The sequence below is a fragment of the Micromonospora trifolii genome (assembly GCF_022229005.1).
Lineage (GTDB): Bacteria > Actinomycetota > Actinomycetes > Mycobacteriales > Micromonosporaceae > Micromonospora > Micromonospora trifolii.
Window position 1 is genome coordinate 16087 of record NZ_JAKKFD010000041.1, and the last position, 17809, is coordinate 33895.

Here is a 17809-nt window from a genome sequence, read left to right on the forward strand (position 1 = left end):
TTTTCCCGAGTCTTGTTCGTCATGCCTGCCCGGTGTCACCGCGGATCGTCGAAGCCTTCGGTGGCCCGTTCGCGGCGCAGGTGCGCCAGCGCCCGCCGGCCCAGGTCGGTGTCCTCCCGACCGAGCGCCTCGTACATGGTGGCGACCTTCTCGTACGGCTGCGCTGGCGGAAGCAACGGGATCGCCGGGTCCACGATCGCCTCGATGAGCGTCGGCCGGTCCGCCGACAGGGCCTCGTCCCAGGCTTTGTCGACCTCGGTCGGGCTGGTGACCCGGACGCCGCGCAGACCCAGCAACTCGGCCCACCGGGCGTACGGCGCGTCGGGCAGGCGCTGGGAGTCGACGAAGCGGGGATCGCCCTCCATCTCCCGCTGCTCCCAGCTCACCTCGGCCAGGTCGCGGTTGTGCAGCACCAGCACCACGAACCGAGGGTCCGCCCAGTCGCGCCAGCGGTGCGCGACGGTCAGCAACTCGGCCAGCCCGTTCATCTGCATCGCCCCGTCCCCGGCGAGTGCCACCACTGGTCGGTGCGGCGTGGCGAGCTTCGCGGCCAGCCCGTACGGCAGCGCCGAACCCATCGACGCCAGGGTGCTGGACAGGTGCGCGTCCACACCGACGGGCAGCCGCAGATGCCGGGCGTACCAGTAGGTCACCGACCCGACATCCACCGCCACCTGCGCGTCTGCGGGTAGCCGGTCGGTGAGGGCGTGCAGGACGTACTGCGGATTCACCGGCTCGGCGCTGGCGGTCGCCCGCTGCCGGGCGATGTCCCGCCAGCGGGTCACCTCACCCTCGACGCGCTGACGCCAACCCCGGTCGGACCGCTCGGTGAGCAGCGGCAGCAGCGCCCGGATGGTCTCGGCGGCGTCGCCGAGCAGCGGCACCTCCACTGGGTAACGCATCCCGAGGCGTCGGCCGTCGATGTCGATCTGCACCGCCCGGGCCTGCCCCGGCGCCGGGTAGAACTCCGACCAGGGATCGTTGCTGCCAATGATCAGCAGGGTGTCGCACTCGCTCATCAGCATGCTGCTGGCGGTGCTGCCCAGGTGGCCCATCACACCGGTGTGAAAGGGCAGGGACTCGTCCAGCACCGGCTTGCCCAGCAGCGACGCCGTCACGCCGGCGCCCAGCGCCTCGGCCAGCTCGACCACCTCGCCGGCGGCGGCTCGCGCACCCTGCCCCACCAGGATCGCCACCCGCTGCCCGGCGTCGAGCAGGTCCGCGGCTGCGCGCAGATCATCGGCGCGGGGCCGCAGCTCGGGCACCGGCAACCCGGGGTTGGTCACCATGATTCCGTGCTGGTGTGCGCCGGGGTCCGGGGCCGGGGCGGTCTGCACGTCGTGCGGCAGGATCACACAGGTCGGGCTACGGGTCGCCAGCGCGGTGCGGATGGCCCGGTCGAGCAGCATCGGCAGCTGCTCCGGGGTGTACGCGGTCTGCACGAACTGTGCGCACACATCGCCGTACAGGCGTACCAGGTCGATCTCCTGCTGATAGCCGCTACCCAGCACTGACGTCACCTGCTGACCGACCAGGGCGAGCACTGGCTGGGAGTCCATCCGGGCGTCGTAGAGGCCGTTGAGCAGATGCACCGCGCCCGGTCCCTGAGTCGACAGACACACCCCCAACCCACCTGTGTACTTGGCGTGCCCGCACGCCATGAACGCCGCCGTCTCCTCGTGCCGGGCCTGCACGAACTCCGGCCGGCCGGCACGACGCAACGCCCCCATCACCCCATCGATACCGTCCCCGGAGTAGCCGAAGACCCGGTCCACGCCCCAGTCGGCCAACCGAGCCACCACCAGGTCCGCCACCGTCGCGTCCGCCACCGTTGCCTCCTCGCCTCGATCACCCTTCAGCATGTGCCCCTACCCCGGGCCGGCGGACCGAACCGGATGGGCAGCACCTCTTCGAGAAGCCTCACGATCACCGCTGGATCGAGACTCGTCCACCGCTCGAATGGTGTCAGCGGCGAAAATCGTGGGTAGGGTGGATCGCGGGTCAAGACATGCGCCCAGGTCCGCCGCCCGCGCCTCGCCGCGGGAGGGTCCGACTCACCGATGCACCAGATCGGGAGGCGTCATGTCCATCCTCGAACAGCCCACTCGGCAGCACGCTCAGCCCGCGCGGCAGCACGCTCAGCCCGCGCGGCAGCACGCTCAGCCCGCGCGGCAGGACGCTCGGCCCGCCAAACCGATCATGACGCTCGACCTGCACAATGACCGTCATGCGCCACTGATCACCGTTTCCGGCGAGGTCGACATGAGCACCGCTCATCTCATCAGTGAGCTGGCCGAACACGTGATCATCCGGCGACCCGCGCGCCTGGTGCTCGACCTCTCCGGGGTGACGTTCTTCAGCGCCCACGGCATCAGCGCTTTGCTGCGAACACAGCGCGCGGCGGAGTCCGCCGAGGTCACGTTGGCTCTGCGCGCCGCCGCTCCATGCGTCAGCTACCTGCTGGCAGTGACCAGCGCCGGGATAAACCTGGATATCCCGGCGGTCAAGACCACCGACTGGCGCTGGCCGCACCACGATGGCTCGCCCCGATGCTCGACCTGATCGGCGCAGTCGACCAGCTCATCGATGTCGACGGGCTGGGGCCGTATCGGTGGCCACCGCCGTCGCCGGACGTGGTGCCGGCCACATCCATCGATGAGAGGTTCACCTGCCGATCCTGGTGATCATCGACCATCGGGTCTGCAGGTCGTTCGTGCGACGACGTTCGCCCAGGTGAGCCGGCGCTTGGTCCACAGATGCGGGTGGTGGAAAATAGGCGAATGCGTGTACGCAACCGCAACAACGTGGTGGTGACCGGTCGTGAGGGCGGGCCTACCGTTGTGCTCGCGCACGGCTTCGGCTGCGATCAGCACATGTGGCGCCATGTGGCAGCCGAAATCGGACAATGGGCCCAGCTGGTGTTGTTCGATCACGTCGGATCGGGCAGAGCCGATCCGGCGGCCTGGGACGCTGACCGGTACGCCTCCCTGGACGGTTACGCCGACGACGTGTTGAGCATCTGCCAGGATCTCGACCTCCAGCAGCCGATTTTCGTTGGGCATTCGGTCAGTTCGAGCATCGGGGTCCTCGCGGCGAACCGCGAACCGGACCGCTTCTCCGCGCTTGTCCTGGTCACACCCTCACCGTGCTACATCGATGACGAAACCTACCGAGGCGGTTTCACCCGCGACGACATCGACGACCTGCTCGGTTCACTCGAGAGCAACTACCTCGGCTGGTCGTCGAGCATGGCACCGTTGATCATGGGCAACCCGGAGCGGCCGGAGCTGGGGGAGGAGCTGACGGCGAGCTTCTGCCGGACGGATCCCGCGATGGCGCAGGTGTTCGCCCGTGCGACGTTCCTGTCCGACAACCGTGCGGATCTCGCCGCGGTGAAGGTTCCCACGTTGATCCTGCAATGTGCTCAGGACGCCATCGCACCGCCCGAGGTCGGCGCGTTCGTGCATGCGCAGATAGCCGGAAGTCGGCTCGTGACTTTGGATGCGACCGGGCACTGCCCCCAGTTGAGCGCGCCGGAGGCCACCGCCGCGGCGATCACGTCGTTTTGCAGGGCCGCCTACCGATGACCGCCACTGCGGGGCACGACCCTCACGGTCAGGGTCCCGGCGATGGCAGGAGTGCCCAGCCGAGTGAGGCCGGGTTTCCTGCCCTGTTGGAGGACGACCTCGAGGACCTGTACGAGAACGCGCCCTGCGGGCACCTGTCCACCCTCCTGGACGGCACCATCGCCAAGATCAACGGCACCCTGCTGACGTGGCTCGGCTACCGCCGCGAGGAGCTCGTCGGTCAGCGCCGCTTCAGCGATCTCCTCACCGGTGGCGGCCGGATCTACCACGAGACCCACTTCGCGCCGATTTTGGCCATGCAGGGCGAGATCGGCGGTGTGTCCCTCGAACTCCGTACCAAGGACGGCTCCCGGATGCCGGTCCTCGTCACGTCGATCGTCAAGGCCGGCAGCGAGGGTCAACCCCAACTCATCCGGACGGCGATCTTCGACGCCAAGATGCGCCGTGCCTACGAACGAGAGCTCCTCGATGCCCGTAAGGCCGCCGAACGCGAGGACGAACGGCTGCGGCACCTCGTCGGCAAGCTCCAACGCAGTCTTCTCCCCGCCGTGCTGCAGACTCCGCCGGGACTGGACAGCGCCGCGTACTACCGGGCGGCCTCCACCGACCATGTCGGCGGCGACTTCTACGACCTGTTCCCCCTCGTCGACGGCCGCTGGGGGTTCTTCCTTGGCGACGTCAGCGGCAAGGGCGTCGAAGCGGCTGCCGTCACCGCCCTGGCCCGCTATACGTTGCGGGCCGCAACCGTCTACGACCCCGACCCCGCTGCCGCGCTGCGCAACCTCAACACGGTGCTCTGGCAGGAATACCGCGAGGACGCCCGCTACTGCACCGTCGTGTTCGGCATCCTCACACCCACGACGGCCGTCGGCGGCTTCACCGCTGTCATCGCCAGTGGTGGGCACCCGGAGCCACTGCTGCTGCGGGCCGACGGCTCGATCCACTACCACCCCACGAAGGGCCGCATCGTTGGGGCCTTCCCGGACTCCCGATACACCAACACCACGGTGGTGGTGAACCCTGGCGACACGTTGCTGCTCTACAGCGACGGACTCACCGAGGCGCGTCCCGTCGGCAGTGAGACCACCGACGGCCGTTACGGAACGGCGGCCCTCGCCCGATTTGCCCGCTCTCTTGCTCCCACGACCGCCGCCGCAGCAGTCACCGCCGTCACCGCTCTCCTCGATACCTTCGGCACCGGACTCACCGACGACACCGCTGTCCTGGCCATCGGTGCCCCCTCCCACCGAGCCTGACCGCGCGGTGGTCTTCGTCAGCGACAGGCGTTCGGTCGGGCCGCGATCTTCGCCGGATCCGGTCGGCAGACCCGCGGACTGGGTACGCCTGCCCGTCGGCTGGATCGTTACCGCGCACGTCTCGGTCTCCGCCGCTCCCACCGCCTGACGGCACCGCGCCGCCCGGGACAGGACCCGGGCGGCGCGTCTGCGACCTGGCGGGCGTCGCCTCGTGCGGTACTAGGCGCGCCTGGCCCACTGCTGGTTGGCGCCGCCGTGGCAGGCCCAGAGGTGAAGCTGCGTCCCGTTGGCCGTGCCGGATGCGACCGCGTCGAGGCACAGCCCCGACTGGGCGCTGGTGATGGTGCCGTTGGAGTTCAGGTTCCACTGTTGGTTGGCCTGGCCGTTGCAGTCCCAGATGAGGACCGCGGTGCCGTTGCTGCTGCCCGCGCCGCTGGCGTCCAGGCACTTGTTGCCGTAGACGGTAAGGGTGCGGTTGGCGGTGTGGGTCCAGCGCTGGTTGGTGCCACCGTGACAGTCCCACAGCTGCGGGCGGGCGCCGTTGGCGGTGCTCGAGTTGGGGATGTCGATGCACCGGCCGGACGGGCTCCCCACGATCAGGACGTTCTGCTGCCCTGGCGGCGGGGTCGTCGGCGGGGGAGTGGTGGGCGGCACGTCCGACCCGAACTGGGTGAAGAACCGCCACACCTCCTGCTTGACCCAGCTCCGCGCGCCGCTCTCACAGCCGGCGCACCCGTCCACCGGGCCCTGCTGGTGGCCGCCGTCGAACGCGGCCCAGAGCACCGGGTATCCGGGCTGGCAGGAGTACGCGGTGGTGATGTGGGTCAGGCTGCCGGCCCTCGGCTCGGGCGGGCTCTGTGCGGCGCATCCGTTGTTGCGGACGAACCTGTCGCGCAGCGACCGTCCGCTGGGGATGTTGTCGTTGATGCCGTGGATCCCCAGGTACGCCACGGGCTGGGTGCCGCCGCTGCATCCGCTGATCGCCCCCGGGGCCGCGATTGCCGCGACCGCACGGAACACCGTCGGCCGGGAACACGCCAACGAGTAGCTCATCGCGCCGCCGTAGCTGAACCCGACCGAGAAGCGTTGGGTGGTGTCGACGCAGAGAGCGTTGTCGATCATCCGGATCATGTCGTCGGTGAAGGTGACGTCCTCACCGTTGGAGTTGCCCCAGCCGTTGTTGAGGCCCTGCGGGGCGACGAAGATGGTGGTGTTGTTCGCCTGCGACTGCATGCCGTAGTAGGCCCACGCGGCTCCGTCGGAGCCACCGCCCGCGACCTGGCTGGCGGTGCCGCCCAGCCAGTGGAACCCGAAGGCCAGCCGGTGGGCGTAGGTGTTGTTGTAGTTGTCGGGCAGCCGAAGGATGAAGCTGCGGCTCTTCCCGCTGCTCTGGATGGTGTGGGTGCCGCTGTTGAGTCCGGGCGCCTTGCCGCAGCCGGCTGTGGTGGCCGCCGCCGCCGGTGCGACTGTCGTGAGGACGTACGTTCCGACGGCGATGAGAAGCATGACCGCCATGGCTACCCCCAGCCAGGGGGTGGAGAGTTTGCGAAGTGGCACGGTTGAGCCTCCTTGTGGGTGGTGGAACATCCGTTGGGTCGGTCCCCGTCCCGGGAACCTCGCCGGGCTCAGCTCCGGCTCCAGCGTTGGTTGGCCGCGCCGGTGCAGTCCCAGATCTGGACGCGCGTGCCGTTGGCAGTGCCGTTGCCGACCATGTCCAGGCACCGGCCCGAGCCAACTCCGGTGATCGAGCCGTCGGTGTTGAGCCGCCACTTCTGGTTGGACTGGCCGTTGCAGTCCCAGATGATCACCGAGCTGCCGTTCGCGGTGCCGGCGCCGTTGACGTCGAGGCACTTACCGCCGAAGACGCGTAGCTCCTGGGCGGCGGTCGAGGTCCAGTTCTGGTTGCTCTGACCGTGGCAGTCCCAGATGATCGCCGCCGCGCCGTTGGTCTGCGAGGCGCCGTTGACGTCGAGGCACCGTCCGGAGGACGTGCTGCGCAGGGGCGACGTGCCGCTCGGTGGCGGGGTGGTGGTCGGTGGCGGTGTCGTCGGGTCGGTGCTGCCACCGAACTGGGTGAAGAACCTCCACACCTCGCCCTTGGTCCAGGTCCTGGCGCCGCTGTCCCCGCCGCCGTCCACCGGGCCGGGGGTGTGCCCGCCGTCGAAGGCGGCCCAGACCACCGGATAGCCGGACCGGCAGCCGGAGTAGGTGGTGGTGATGTGGGTCAGGCTGCCCGCCCTCGGCTCGGGTGGGCTCTGTGCGGTGCACCCGTTGTTGCGCACGAACGTGTCACGTAGGGACCGTCCGGCGGAGACGTTGAGCACCGCGTCGCCGATGCCGTGGATCCCCATGTACGCGACCGGCTGGGTGCCGCCGCCGCACCCGCTGAGCTGCCCGCCGGAGTAGACAGCGACAGCGCGGAAGACGCTTGGCCGGGAGCAGGCCAGCGAGTAGCTCATGCCGCCGCCGTAGCTGAAGCCGAGCGCGAAGCGTTGCGTGGTCTCGACGCAGAGGTCTGCCTCGATCACCCTGATCATGTCGTCGACGAAGGTGACGTCCTGGCCGCCGGGGTTGGCCCAGCCGTTGCCGTTGCCCTGGGGGGCGACGAAAATGGTGCTGTTGTTCGCCTGCTGCCGCAGCCCGTAGTAGGACCAGGCCGCCCCGTCGGACCCACCGCCGTCGACGTCGTTTGCGGTGCCGCCGTTCCAGTGGAATCCGAAGATCAACCGGTAGGCGTGGTTCCTGTCGTAGTTGTCAGGAATCCTCAGGATGAAACTGCGGTTCTGACCGCTGCTCTGGATGGACCGTTGGCCGCTGGTCAACGTGGGTGCCTTGCCGCACCCGGCGGTCGCCGCGGCCGCTCCGATGGTCGCGGCGGACGCGGTGGTGCTCGAAGCGCCGGCCAGTGCCCCCGCGCTCACTGTCACGACGACGGCTGCCGCCGTCGCAAGCAATCCAAGGATGGGTCTACGTCTTGTCATGAAGGGGCTCCCGCCACTCGGCACGGACTGATGGAAAGGGGTCCACGGCAACCCGCACGCCGCCACGACGCGCCACCGCTGGTCACCGCCATCGACCACGTTCGCCGCGGACGACTCCCAGACGAGGCGAGGTGCCGACGGTGCCCGGCCGGCTCATCGACACAGGTCTCCGCCACTGGTCTCGCCGCCCACGCAGGACCAGCCGGTCGCCGAATCGATGGTGGCCACACCGTGCGCCCGAACACCATGCGACCGTTCGCCCGACGGTGCCGGAGCACCTGACTCGGCGTCGAATCGATTCGCCCCGACGCTAGATCGCGCAGTGAAAGATGTCAATGCCGTGTCCGGCAGGTTGCGGGCCGGGTGGCCGGTCAGGCGCTCGTGAGATCTGCCGCGCCGAAGGAGACCGCGAACCGCTTGCACCAGATGGAGACGCTGCGGAAGTCGCGAGGGTCCACCGACTCCGGCAGCTCGTACACCTGGTTGCCCTTGTTGCCCTTGAGCTTCGCCAGCTCGACCCATTCGCCGTCGTCGAACACCCGCCAGCCGGCCGTGCCCCGGATGACCGGCTGGTCGGTCAGCCACACCCGCAGGTCCGGACCGTTCGACGTGTTCAGGTCCCGGATGACGAGCTGGTGGCGCCCGTCGGCGAGCCGGTGGATCTCGGCGCTGCCGGTCGTCCGGTGCTCATGGGTGACGAACTCACCGACGGTCAGAATCTCGTTCGCCGCGGGCGTGACCGCCGAGGCCACGGGGGTCGGGCTCGCGGACACCGGGGGCGGGGTGGCCGATGTCGTCGCCACGCGGGGAACCGCTTCGTCGACGTAGGTGTCGGTGAACAGCTTCCACGGCTGGAACCAGTAGAGGCCCAGCATCGCCACGACGACAGCGGCTGCGAGACCGGCTCGGACCACCGACGACCGGAACATCCGTTTTCTCACCCTCGCAGCCTACGGCCGCCGCCGCTGTCGAACTGTTCGCGAACCCTTGCGGAACTCTTACGACGGTCACCGCTCCGTATCTGCCAGCGCCTGTCCGCACCGGCAGGCCCCCTGGTCCTCCGGCAACGTCTTCACCGCGTCGGCGAGCAGGAGGCGCAGGCGATCGATGTTGCGGGCGAAGACAGTGAACACCTCCTGCTGGGTCACGCCCTCACCAACCTCGACGCCGGAGTCGAGGTCGGTCACCAGGGACAGCGCTGTGTAACACAGCGCCAGTTCGCGGGCCAGGACCGCTTCCGGGTGGCCCGTCATGCCGACGACCGACCAGCCCTCCCGTCCGAACCACAGCGATTCGGCGCGGGTGGAGAACCGGGGCCCTTCGATGACGACCATGGTTCCACCGTCGACCGGCTGCCAACCGGCGGATCGGGCGGCGTCGAGGACCGTGGCCCGCCCGACCGGACAGTAGGGGTCGGCGAAGGGTACGTGGACGACCCGGGGGAGCTGCCCGTCCGCGCGGGGCCGTCCGTCGTAGTAGGTCTGCTCCCGGCCGGTGGTCCGGTCGACCAGTTGGTCCGGTACGACGAGGGTCCCCGGGCCCAGCTCCGGTCGCAGGCCACCCACGGCACCCGGTGCGAGCACCTGGCGGACGCCAAGTGCGCGCAGCGCCCACAGGTTGGCCCGGTAGTTGATGCGGTGTGGGGGGAGGGTGTGCCCGCGCCCGTGGCGGGGCAGGAACACCACCGGCCGCCCGGCGACACTACCGACGGACAGCGAGTCGCTCGGCGGTCCGTACGGAGTGTCGACGGTGACCTCGGCGACGTCGTCGAGGAACTCGTAGAACCCCGATCCGCCGATCACACCGATCGGTGGGCGATCGGTCGTGCTGATGTCTCCTGCTGACATGGGTACCCCTCCTGGGCGACGAGTGGAAACGGGTGGGGCCGACTCACTGACTGTCGGTTCGGCGGCTCGCGACGCGCCGGTCGACAGTGGTGGCGGCGACCAGGACGATCACAATCGCGGCCCAGAGGACAGCCAGCCCGACGGTGAGCCCCAGCGGGTAGTCGCGGTCCGGTAGGCCCGGGTTGGCAGGTGCCGAGGGCGGTCGCCACAGCAGGGGCACCGCGATCAGCAGCAACGTGGCGCTGGCCAGCAGGCCCGCGGTAATCCAGGCCCGGCGCAACCGGTTCGTCACCAGTCGACCCAGCACCAACCCGACCAACCCGACCAGCGGTGCAACCAGGACGTCGTGCAGCACCGGGCCGCCGATCAGCCACGGCAGGGCGGTGTCGAACTGGGGGAGCAACAACCAGCCGCCGTACGCGGTGGCCGCGGCACCGACCACGAACAGGAGCAGCCGGACGGCTCTCACCGCAGCACCTCCAGCCGGGCCACCCACTTCGTCTGCAGAACGCCCGGCCGGCTCGGCGCGATGAGCCGGCAGGGGTAACCGTGATCGGGCGACAGCTGCTCGCCGTTGATCCGCAGGGCGAGCAGGGTCAGCGGGTCGCGGGCATGGGCCGCAGGCAGAGTGCTGGCCGCGTACAGGCCGTCCGTTTCCAGTGAGGTGATCCGAACCGGTCGGCCGGTCGGTGCGCCAGCCCAGCGGAGCAGCTCGACGACTGGCACGCCGGTCCAGTTGGCGGAGACGCTCCAGCCCTCGACGCAGGCGATCGGCAGCTCCGCCGTGCGGTGTGGCAGGGCCACGAGTTCGGCCAGGGACAGGGTTTCTCGCCCGCCCGGCCAGACGATCTCCAGTCGCCAGTCCGGGGGAACGGTGATGCGGGCGGCAGCCGCCGTACGGTTGATCGGTACGCCCTGCGGCCCGGACGCGGAACGCCACGCCAGCGGCGATACCCGACGCAGCCACGGCACGGTTACGCCGGCGGTGGCCAGCACGGCGATGCCGGCGACACCCGCCGAGGTACGCAGGAACGCGCGTCGCTCGGACGAGTTCGGATCGTCAGCCCCCGGCACCGCTCTTCTGCGCCGCAGTGGCGTGCTCAGTGCCGCGCGGGCGATCGGGAGCTTCACCGCGACGTGCAGCAGTATCGCGCCCGCCACCAGCCAGGCGACCGCGTAGTGCGCCGTCGGGAAGAAGAATCCCCACGGGTACGACTGGGCGACGTTGAACAGGCCCGTGACCAGTTCGAAGAACGCTGCGCAGACCAGTACCAGGACGGAGATCCGTTCGAGGGCGTGAGCGGACAACCGGATCGGCTGACGTACTGGCGGACGGACGAACAGCCGGGGGTAGACGCTCCACAGCTTGGCCAGCAGCAACGGGATCGCCGCGACACCGGAGAGCACGTGGACGCCCTGGGTGATCCGGTACAGGCTGACCGGTCGGGTCGGCCAGGTGAACCAGCCCGGCGGGTGCTGGATGTAGTGGCTGAGCACTCCGGTGGCGAAACACAGCCCGAACGCCACCCCGAGCCAGAGGCCGAGCCGGGCGGTGACCTGCGGTGAGTGCGAGGGCGCGGTGAAGTCCTCGGGGGCGGGGATGCGGAGCCGCCGGATCATGAGCGCGCCAACTCGGCGAACCAGCGCGCACCGAACCGGAAACGGTCGGTGACTCGCAGGCCGGCAGCGGCGGCGGCACGGGCCACCGCCTCCGCGCCGACCCGCGCCCACCGGAACGCCGGCCCCCGCAGTTCCCGTTCGCCGGACGATCCGGAAAGGACGTACGCCTGTCCCTGCCACAGCCCGGCCCCCGGGGGTTCCACCTCGACCACCAGCGTTCCGTCGGCGGCGATCAGGGCGCCGCACCGGCGCAGCAGTCGGACCGGGTCGCCACCGATGCCGATGTTGCCGTCGATGAGCAGGGCATGCGCCCACCTCCCCTCACCGGGGAGTGGTTCGAAGACGTCGCGTCGCAGGGCGACCACACCCCGGCCCTGGGTCAGACGCACCGCCTCGGCGGAGATGTCCACCCCCAGTGCGACGAGGCCGCGCTGGGCGAGCGCCCTGGTCAGCCGGCCGGGGCCGCAGCCGAGATCGATAGTGGGTCCGGTGCAGCGTGCGGCGACGGACTCGATCGCCGGTTCGGGCGGGCCGTGCCAGCGCCGTACCGGCAACAGGTCACGTCGCCCGTCGGTGTGCACCAGCCAGTGGTCGGGTGGGGCCGCAGCCCTCGGGCCGACCGGCGTGCTGTAGGCGTCAGGGTCGGCGGACCACCCGCCGAGTCTGCCCAGCACCACGTCGAAACCGTCGAGACTGATCGTCGACGTCACCGGGGGTGTCCGCTCAGCAACTGGCCGCCCACCGACGCGACGGCGTCCGCGAACCGGGTGCCGGGTAGGTCGGCCGCGACCGCCAGCGCCGTCGGCCAGTCGTCGACATCCCGCAGCACGGGCAGGATCGCCGGGCGTACGCCGTACCCGCGCAGGGCGGCGAGGGTGCGGCGACCGGTGTCGTCGGTCGACATGGGCACATCGCGCAACGCGCTCGCGTACAGCGGGTCGCGTAACCCGAGGGCCCACCAGCCGCCGTCGACCGCCGGCCCGAACACCGCCTCGTGTTCGGTGAGCCGCTCCAGCGCGGTGGTGAGCACTGCCGGCCGGATCTGCGGGGTGTCCATGCCGATCTGGAGCACCGGCAGGCCGGGAAATGTCGCAGCGGTGTCGGCGTGGGCGTTGGCGAGGCGGTCGGCGAACGTGCCGCCGCGCTGCGGAAGCAGGTGCCAACCGGCCAACGCGGCGGTCAACTCCGCGCCGTACTCGGCATCGGCGAACCGACCGTTGTGGGCCAGCACGGGAATGGTCGAGACGGTGGCGCGCACCGCCGCGAACGTGTCCAACAGTGACGCCGCCGCGATCCGTGCCGCCTGGATGGGATCGGCGGGCGGGCAGAGGCGGGTCTTGGCCAGCCCGGGGACCGGCGCCTTCGCGACCAGGAGCAGGACGTTCACCGGCCACCACCGGCGTCGGCGCGCAGCACTCCGGCGAAGTCCCGGGTCGCCCGCAGCGTGCCCCGGACCGACCCGGAGACCTTCGAGCGGGTGCCGGCGGCCCTCGGCGCGTACGCGACGTCCAGTTCGAGGATCCGCCAGCCCGCCCCGGCCGCGCGGAGCAGCAGTTCCAGGGGGTAACCGAACGCGCGGTCGTTGACCCCGAGGCCCAGCAGCGCCGCCCGGCGGGCCACCCGGATCGGGCTGATGTCGTACACCGGCGCACCGCGACGCCGCAGCAGGGCGGCGACCAGCGCGTTCCCGGTGCGGGCATGCCACGGCCAGGCATCCGCCGAGACCGGCCGACGCCGCCCGACGGCGAGATCCGCCCGACCATCGAGCACCGCCGCGGCGAGCCTGGGCAACTCGGCCGGGTCGAACGAGCCGTCCGCGTCGAGCACACAGACCAGCTCCGCCTCCGCCGCCAGCAGGCCGGCGTGCACGGCAGCGCCGTACCCGCGTCGCGGCTCGTAAACGACCAGGGCCCCGTACGTGGCCGCGACGACCGGCGAACCGTCGGTGGAGCCGTTGTCGACCACGATGGCGCGGTAGCCGGGCGGCAGCCCGCTCAGTACGGCAGGCAGTGCGGCCGCCTCGTCCAGACATGGCAGCACCACGTCGATCGTTGTGTGCATACCGGCGACGCTAGGCCCGCCACGGGCCGTCGGGACCGCCGTTCGTCCTTACGAATCGCTTACGCGGCAACGGATCTTACGACTCGCTGACGTCTCACCGTCTGGCCGTCGAATCCCTGGTCGGAGGTCGTAGCGTCGGCCGTCACCATGACCAATATGACCCGGCCGGGACGACCCCGGTCCGCCGACCTGATCGTCCTCGGCGCCGAGGTGGCACTGCTCGCCGTTGCCGTCGCCGTCGGCGCCCTGCTCAACCATCAGGGCGTCCGGCTGCACGCCGACGCGGCGCCGCTCTACGCGAGTTGGCAGCCGCATCTGGGGCCCGGCACCCCAGCCGCGCTGCTCGTCGCGGCGCTGATCGTCTGGCGGGGCACGCGCTGGGCAATCGACACATCGTGGCCGCGGCTGCTGGCGGTCGGCTATCTCGCCTCGCTGCTCTGGACGTTGTCGCTGGCCCTGGTCGACGGCTGGTCCGCGGGGTTGACCGAGCGGCTCACGGTGCAGGCCGAGTACCTGCACGAGGTACCCCGGGTGACGGACGTCGGCATCATGCTGTCCGGCTACGCCGACCGGATTCTCGACTTCCAACCCGATTCGTGGTCCACCCACGCCGCAGCTCACCCACCGGGAGCGTTGCTCTTCTTCGTCTGGCTGGAGCGGGTCGGCCTGGGCGGCGGGACCGCCGCCGGGCTCGCCTGCGTGTTGCTCGGCGCCACGGTGTCGGTGTCGGTTCCGGTGACGTTGCGGGCACTAGGCGCCGAGGGCGCGGCCCGGGCGGTGTGGCCGTTCCTGGTGATCTTCCCGGGGGCGGTCTGGGTGGGAGCGTCCGCGGACGGGATCTTCGCCGCTGTGGTCGCGGCCGGGCTCGCGCTGCTGGCGGTGGGTGGCCGACCAGGGGTAGCGCTGGGCGGGTTGCTCCTCGGCTTCGCGCTCTACCTGTCGTACGGGTTCGTCCTGGTCGGGTTGCTCGCGTTGGCAGTGGTGCTGCTCCGGGCGCGGGACCGCCTCGGTGTGCTCCTGGTCGCGGCGACGGCGGTCGCGGCGGTCGTCGCCGTGTTCACCCTCGCCGGCTTCTGGTGGCTGGACGGCTACCACCTGGTGGCACGTCGTTACTACCAGGGCTGGGCGGCGGAACGTCCGTACGGTTACTGGGTCTGGGCGAATCTCGCCGCCCTGCTGCTCTCGGCCGGCCCGGTGGTCGGGCCGGCGCTGCGACGGGCGGTGGTGGCCGCCGCGTCGGTCCGCGCACCGCGCCCACCGCTCGGGAGGGCCCTCCGGCAGCGGATCGCCAGCGCCGGGCCCACCGTGTGGTTGCCCGTCGCGGCGACGGCGGCCGTGCTCGCGGCGGACCTGTCCGGGCTCAGCAAGGCCGAGGTCGAGCGGATCTGGCTACCGTTCGCCGTCTGGCTGCTGGTCGCCACCGCGCACCTGCCGCTCGCTCATCGACGGTGGTGGTTGGCAACCCAGGCCGCCACGGCCCTCGCCGTCAACCACCTACTGTGGACGGTGTCCTGACCGACGCTGGATCCCGCATGACCGCTGTGGTGAAGTCGGCGATGCCGGCGGCGAAGCCGACCTTGGCGGTGAAACCGAGTACCCGGGCGGCACGCGCCGGATCGGCCACGACGTGCCGTACGTCCGCCGCCCTACCGCCCCCGACCGTGACCGGAGATGGCCCGCCCATGGCCGATGCCAGCTCGTGGGCCAGCTCACCGACTGTGTGCGGCTCACCCGAGCAGACGTTGATCGGGGTCAGAGGGTCCGGTGCCGGTGTCGTGAGGGCCAGCAGGTTGGCCGCGGCCACGTCGGTCACGTGCACGAAGTCGCGCCGTTGCCGGCCGTCCTCCAACACCCGGGGTGCTCGCCCGGCGGCCAGGGCCGACCGGAAGATCGACGCAACACCAGAATACGGAGTGTCACGAGGCATTCGCGGACCGTAGACGTTGTGATACCGCAGGGCCCACACCGATCCGCCGGTCTGCCGGGCCCAGGCACCGGCGAGGTGTTCCTGGGCCAGCTTGGTGGCGGCGTACGTGCTGTGCGGCTCCAGCGGCGCGTCCTCGGGCACGAGGCCGGGGGAGAGCGCCTGGTCGCAGCGGGGGCAGGTCGGCTCGTACTGACCCTCGGTCAGGTCGACGGCGCGGCGGCCGGCGGGCCGGACGATCCCGTGGGTGGGGCAGTGGTAGCGGCCCTCGCCGTAGACCACCATCGAGCTGGCCAGCACCAACCGGCGCACCCCGGTGGCGTGCATCGCCGCGAGGACCGTGGCCGTGCCGAGGTCGTTGTGCGCGGCGTACCGGGGGGCGTCGGCCGGGTCGATGCCATGGCCGACCATTGCCGCCTGATGGCAGACCGCGTCGACCCCGGCCAGTAGCCGGGTCAGCAGCTCACTGTCCCGTACGTCACCGACCACCAGGTCGTGCCGCTCGGTCCAGGGCGGCACTGTCGCACCGTGCGCCTCCGGCAGGAGCGCGTCGACGGCCACCACCTCGTGCCCGTCGTCGGCGAGCAGGTCGGCGACGTGTGAGCCGATGAACCCGGCAGCACCGGTGACAAGGATCCGCATTCCGGTCACCGTATGACCTCCCGTACGCCCGCGCGGGTTCGCGCACGCAGCCGTAAGAACCTCGCAAGGTTTGCCGGGGCGGGCCGACCCCGCTGCGTGGCTACGCTGGGCCGATGGACATCTGGGGGAGACGTTGACGGGGCGGAACGGGGAAGGTCCGTGACACAGCGCGTGCTGGTGGTCGACGACGATCAGACCGTGAGCGACGTCATCCGTCGTTACCTCGAGAACGACGGCTTCCAGGTGAGCCTCGCGGCGGACGGCGCGGCGGCACTGGCGGCGGTGGAGCGGCAGGCGCCACACCTGGTCGTACTCGACCTGATGCTGCCTCTGATCAACGGCCTGGAGGTGTGCCGGGCGCTGCGGGTACGCCCGGACGGCGTACCGATCGTCATGCTCACCGCGCGCGGCGACGAGTCCGACCGGATCCTCGGGCTGCAACTCGGCGCGGACGACTACCTGACCAAGCCCTTCTCGCCCCGGGAACTGGTGCTGCGGGTCCGGTCGGTGCTCCGTCGCGCCGGCGGTGCGACGCCACCCGAGCGGCCGGAGGCGCTCACCGACGGCAACCTGGTGGTGCACACGGCCTCCCGAACCGCCCGCCTCGCCGGTGCGGATCTGGCGCTGACACTGCGTGAATTCGACCTGCTCGTCCACCTCATGCGGCATCCGTCCCGGGTGTTCGGCCGGGCCGAGCTTCTGGAGCAGGTCTGGGGCTGGAACTTCGGGGACCACTCGACAGTGACAGTGCACGTGCGCCGGCTGCGGGAGAAGATCGAGGCCAACCCGGCCGATCCGCAGCGGATCGTGACCGTCTGGGGCGTCGGCTACCGCTACGAGCCGGCCCATGCGTGACGTACTCCTGATCTTCGCGATCGCCCTCGGCGCGGCACTCGGCGTCGGGCTCGCCGGCGCGGTCCTGCTCCGTGCGCTCCGACGCAGCTCGATCACCGTGCACCTCAACGTGCTGCTCACCACCACCGTCGTTGCCGTCGCCGTCGGGGTGATGGCGGTCGCGGAAGCGATGTTCCTCTCCGCGCACGACCTTGAGGTGGTCCTGATCACCGTCGCGGCGGCAGCGGTGGTCAGTCTCGCCGTCGGCGGGCACTTCGGCCGGCGGCTGGCCCGCGCCGCCGTCTGGCGCGACCAGGCCCGGGAGCGGGAACGGCAACTGGAGAAGGGCCGGCGCGACCTGGTCGCCTGGGTCTCCCACGACCTGCGGACCCCGCTCGCCGGGCTGAGGGCCATGGCGGAGGCGCTGGAGGACCGGGTGGTTCGTGATCCGGACACCGTCGACGAGTACCACCGACGGATCCGGCTGGAGACCGACCGGATGACCAGACTCGTCGACGACCTGTTCGAACTGTCCCGGATCAACGCGGGAGCGTTGCGGTTGTCGTTGACGGCGGTGCCGCTCGGAGAGGTGGTCTCGGACGCGCTGGCCAGCACCACCCCGCTGGCCGACGCCCGCCGGATCAAGCTCATCGCCAGCGAGTCGGGGTGGCCCACTGTTGCCGCGAGTGAACCGGAGCTGGCCCGGGTCGTGGCCAACCTGCTGCTCAACGCGGTCCGCTACACCCCCGAGGACGGCACCGTACGCATCGAAGCCGGCCGGGAGGACGACCACGCCTGGCTGTCGGTCGCCGACACCTGTGGCGGCATCCCCCCGGCCGACCTTCCCCGGCTGTTCGACATCGCGTTTCGTGGTGAACCGGCCCGCACGCCCGGCCCCGGCGACGGTGGGGCGTCCGGAGGGCTCGGCCTGGCCATCGTCCATGGCCTGGTGCAGGCGCATGGCGGTCGGGTCGAGGTGCGCAACACCCCCGACGGCTGCCAGTTCATGGTCCGCCTGGCGACCGCCTGAGGCAGCGTTCGCCGAGGTGGCGCCGCT

General features: G+C 70.7%; 18 protein-coding genes. 7 read left to right on the forward strand and 11 right to left on the reverse strand.

The window, feature by feature from the left end:
- Positions 1 to 35: 35 nt before the first annotated feature.
- On the reverse strand, positions 36 to 1829 hold the full coding sequence (locus NIE79_RS23830) for a thiamine pyrophosphate-requiring protein (protein ID WP_238680681.1): 1794 nt from the start codon (positions 1827 to 1829) through the stop codon (positions 36 to 38).
- 253 nt (positions 1830 to 2082) lie between these two features.
- Here NIE79_RS23830 and NIE79_RS23835 point away from each other — a divergent pair, with 253 nt between their 5' ends.
- The 4 genes from NIE79_RS23835 to NIE79_RS23845 all read left to right on the forward strand — a co-directional run bounded on the left by NIE79_RS23835 (position 2083) and on the right by NIE79_RS23845 (position 4843).
- Positions 2083 to 2562, forward strand: a complete 480-nt coding sequence (locus NIE79_RS23835) for an STAS domain-containing protein (RefSeq protein ID WP_238680682.1) — start codon at positions 2083 to 2085, stop codon at positions 2560 to 2562.
- Entirely contained in the window at positions 2550 to 2684 is a 135-nt protein-coding gene (locus tag NIE79_RS33760; RefSeq protein ID WP_274524575.1) for a hypothetical protein, read from the forward strand. Before NIE79_RS23835 ends, NIE79_RS33760 begins: the two co-directional genes overlap by 13 nt.
- Positions 2685 to 2780: 96 nt before the next feature.
- Positions 2781 to 3587, forward strand: coding sequence for an alpha/beta fold hydrolase (locus NIE79_RS23840; protein ID WP_238680683.1), 807 nt, complete (start codon positions 2781 to 2783; stop codon positions 3585 to 3587).
- 86 nt (positions 3588 to 3673) lie between these two features.
- Positions 3674 to 4843 (forward strand): PP2C family protein-serine/threonine phosphatase, encoded by a 1170-nt coding sequence (locus NIE79_RS23845; protein WP_238680684.1) that lies wholly within the window; start codon positions 3674 to 3676, stop codon positions 4841 to 4843.
- Between the two features lie 219 nt (positions 4844 to 5062).
- On the opposite strand, the gene NIE79_RS23850 is transcribed toward NIE79_RS23845, so the two are convergent.
- The 9 genes from NIE79_RS23850 to NIE79_RS23890 form a co-directional block, all read right to left on the reverse strand.
- The gene (locus tag NIE79_RS23850) at positions 5063 to 6400 is read right to left on the reverse strand and encodes a ricin-type beta-trefoil lectin domain protein (RefSeq protein WP_372471774.1); all 1338 of its coding nucleotides are present in this window, start codon (positions 6398 to 6400) and stop codon (positions 5063 to 5065) included.
- 68 nt (positions 6401 to 6468) lie between these two features.
- Entirely contained in the window at positions 6469 to 7824 is a 1356-nt protein-coding gene (locus tag NIE79_RS23855; protein WP_238680685.1) for an RICIN domain-containing protein, read from the reverse strand.
- A 371-nt stretch (positions 7825 to 8195) separates the two neighbouring features.
- The gene (locus NIE79_RS23860; protein ID WP_372471775.1) at positions 8196 to 8765 is read right to left on the reverse strand and encodes a DM13 domain-containing protein; all 570 of its coding nucleotides are present in this window, start codon (positions 8763 to 8765) and stop codon (positions 8196 to 8198) included.
- A gap of 66 nt (positions 8766 to 8831) precedes the next feature.
- The gene (locus tag NIE79_RS23865; protein ID WP_238680686.1) at positions 8832 to 9671 is read right to left on the reverse strand and encodes an S-methyl-5'-thioadenosine phosphorylase; all 840 of its coding nucleotides are present in this window, start codon (positions 9669 to 9671) and stop codon (positions 8832 to 8834) included.
- A 43-nt stretch (positions 9672 to 9714) separates the two neighbouring features.
- Complete coding sequence (locus NIE79_RS23870) at positions 9715 to 10140, reverse strand: hypothetical protein (RefSeq protein ID WP_238680687.1); 426 nt, start codon at positions 10138 to 10140, stop codon at positions 9715 to 9717.
- A complete protein-coding gene (locus NIE79_RS23875) occupies positions 10137 to 11291 on the reverse strand; it encodes a molybdopterin-dependent oxidoreductase (protein WP_238680688.1) in 1155 nt (384 codons plus the stop codon). The genes NIE79_RS23870 and NIE79_RS23875 overlap by 4 nt, the downstream gene beginning before the upstream one ends.
- Positions 11288 to 12001, reverse strand: coding sequence for a class I SAM-dependent methyltransferase (locus tag NIE79_RS23880; RefSeq protein WP_372471776.1), 714 nt, complete (start codon positions 11999 to 12001; stop codon positions 11288 to 11290). Before NIE79_RS23880 ends, NIE79_RS23875 begins: the two co-directional genes overlap by 4 nt.
- Entirely contained in the window at positions 11998 to 12678 is a 681-nt protein-coding gene (locus tag NIE79_RS23885; RefSeq protein ID WP_238680689.1) for a TIGR04282 family arsenosugar biosynthesis glycosyltransferase, read from the reverse strand. Before NIE79_RS23885 ends, NIE79_RS23880 begins: the two co-directional genes overlap by 4 nt.
- A complete protein-coding gene (locus tag NIE79_RS23890) occupies positions 12675 to 13352 on the reverse strand; it encodes a glycosyltransferase family 2 protein (RefSeq protein ID WP_238680690.1) in 678 nt (225 codons plus the stop codon). The genes NIE79_RS23885 and NIE79_RS23890 overlap by 4 nt, the downstream gene beginning before the upstream one ends.
- A 147-nt stretch (positions 13353 to 13499) precedes the next feature.
- Between NIE79_RS23890 and NIE79_RS23895 the strand changes: the two genes are divergently transcribed.
- Entirely contained in the window at positions 13500 to 14867 is a 1368-nt protein-coding gene (locus NIE79_RS23895) for a hypothetical protein (protein ID WP_372471777.1), read from the forward strand.
- Here NIE79_RS23895 and NIE79_RS23900 read toward each other — a convergent pair.
- Positions 14839 to 15918, reverse strand: coding sequence for an NAD-dependent epimerase/dehydratase family protein (locus tag NIE79_RS23900; protein WP_238680692.1), 1080 nt, complete (start codon positions 15916 to 15918; stop codon positions 14839 to 14841). The genes NIE79_RS23895 and NIE79_RS23900 overlap by 29 nt on opposite strands.
- A 159-nt stretch (positions 15919 to 16077) precedes the next feature.
- On the opposite strand from NIE79_RS23900, the gene NIE79_RS23905 reads away from it, so the two are divergent.
- Both NIE79_RS23905 and NIE79_RS23910 read left to right on the forward strand, forming a co-directional pair.
- Entirely contained in the window at positions 16078 to 16773 is a 696-nt protein-coding gene (locus NIE79_RS23905; protein WP_238680693.1) for a response regulator transcription factor, read from the forward strand.
- On the forward strand, positions 16766 to 17782 hold the full coding sequence (locus tag NIE79_RS23910; protein ID WP_238680694.1) for a sensor histidine kinase: 1017 nt from the start codon (positions 16766 to 16768) through the stop codon (positions 17780 to 17782). Before NIE79_RS23905 ends, NIE79_RS23910 begins: the two co-directional genes overlap by 8 nt.
- Positions 17783 to 17809 lie beyond the last annotated feature (27 nt).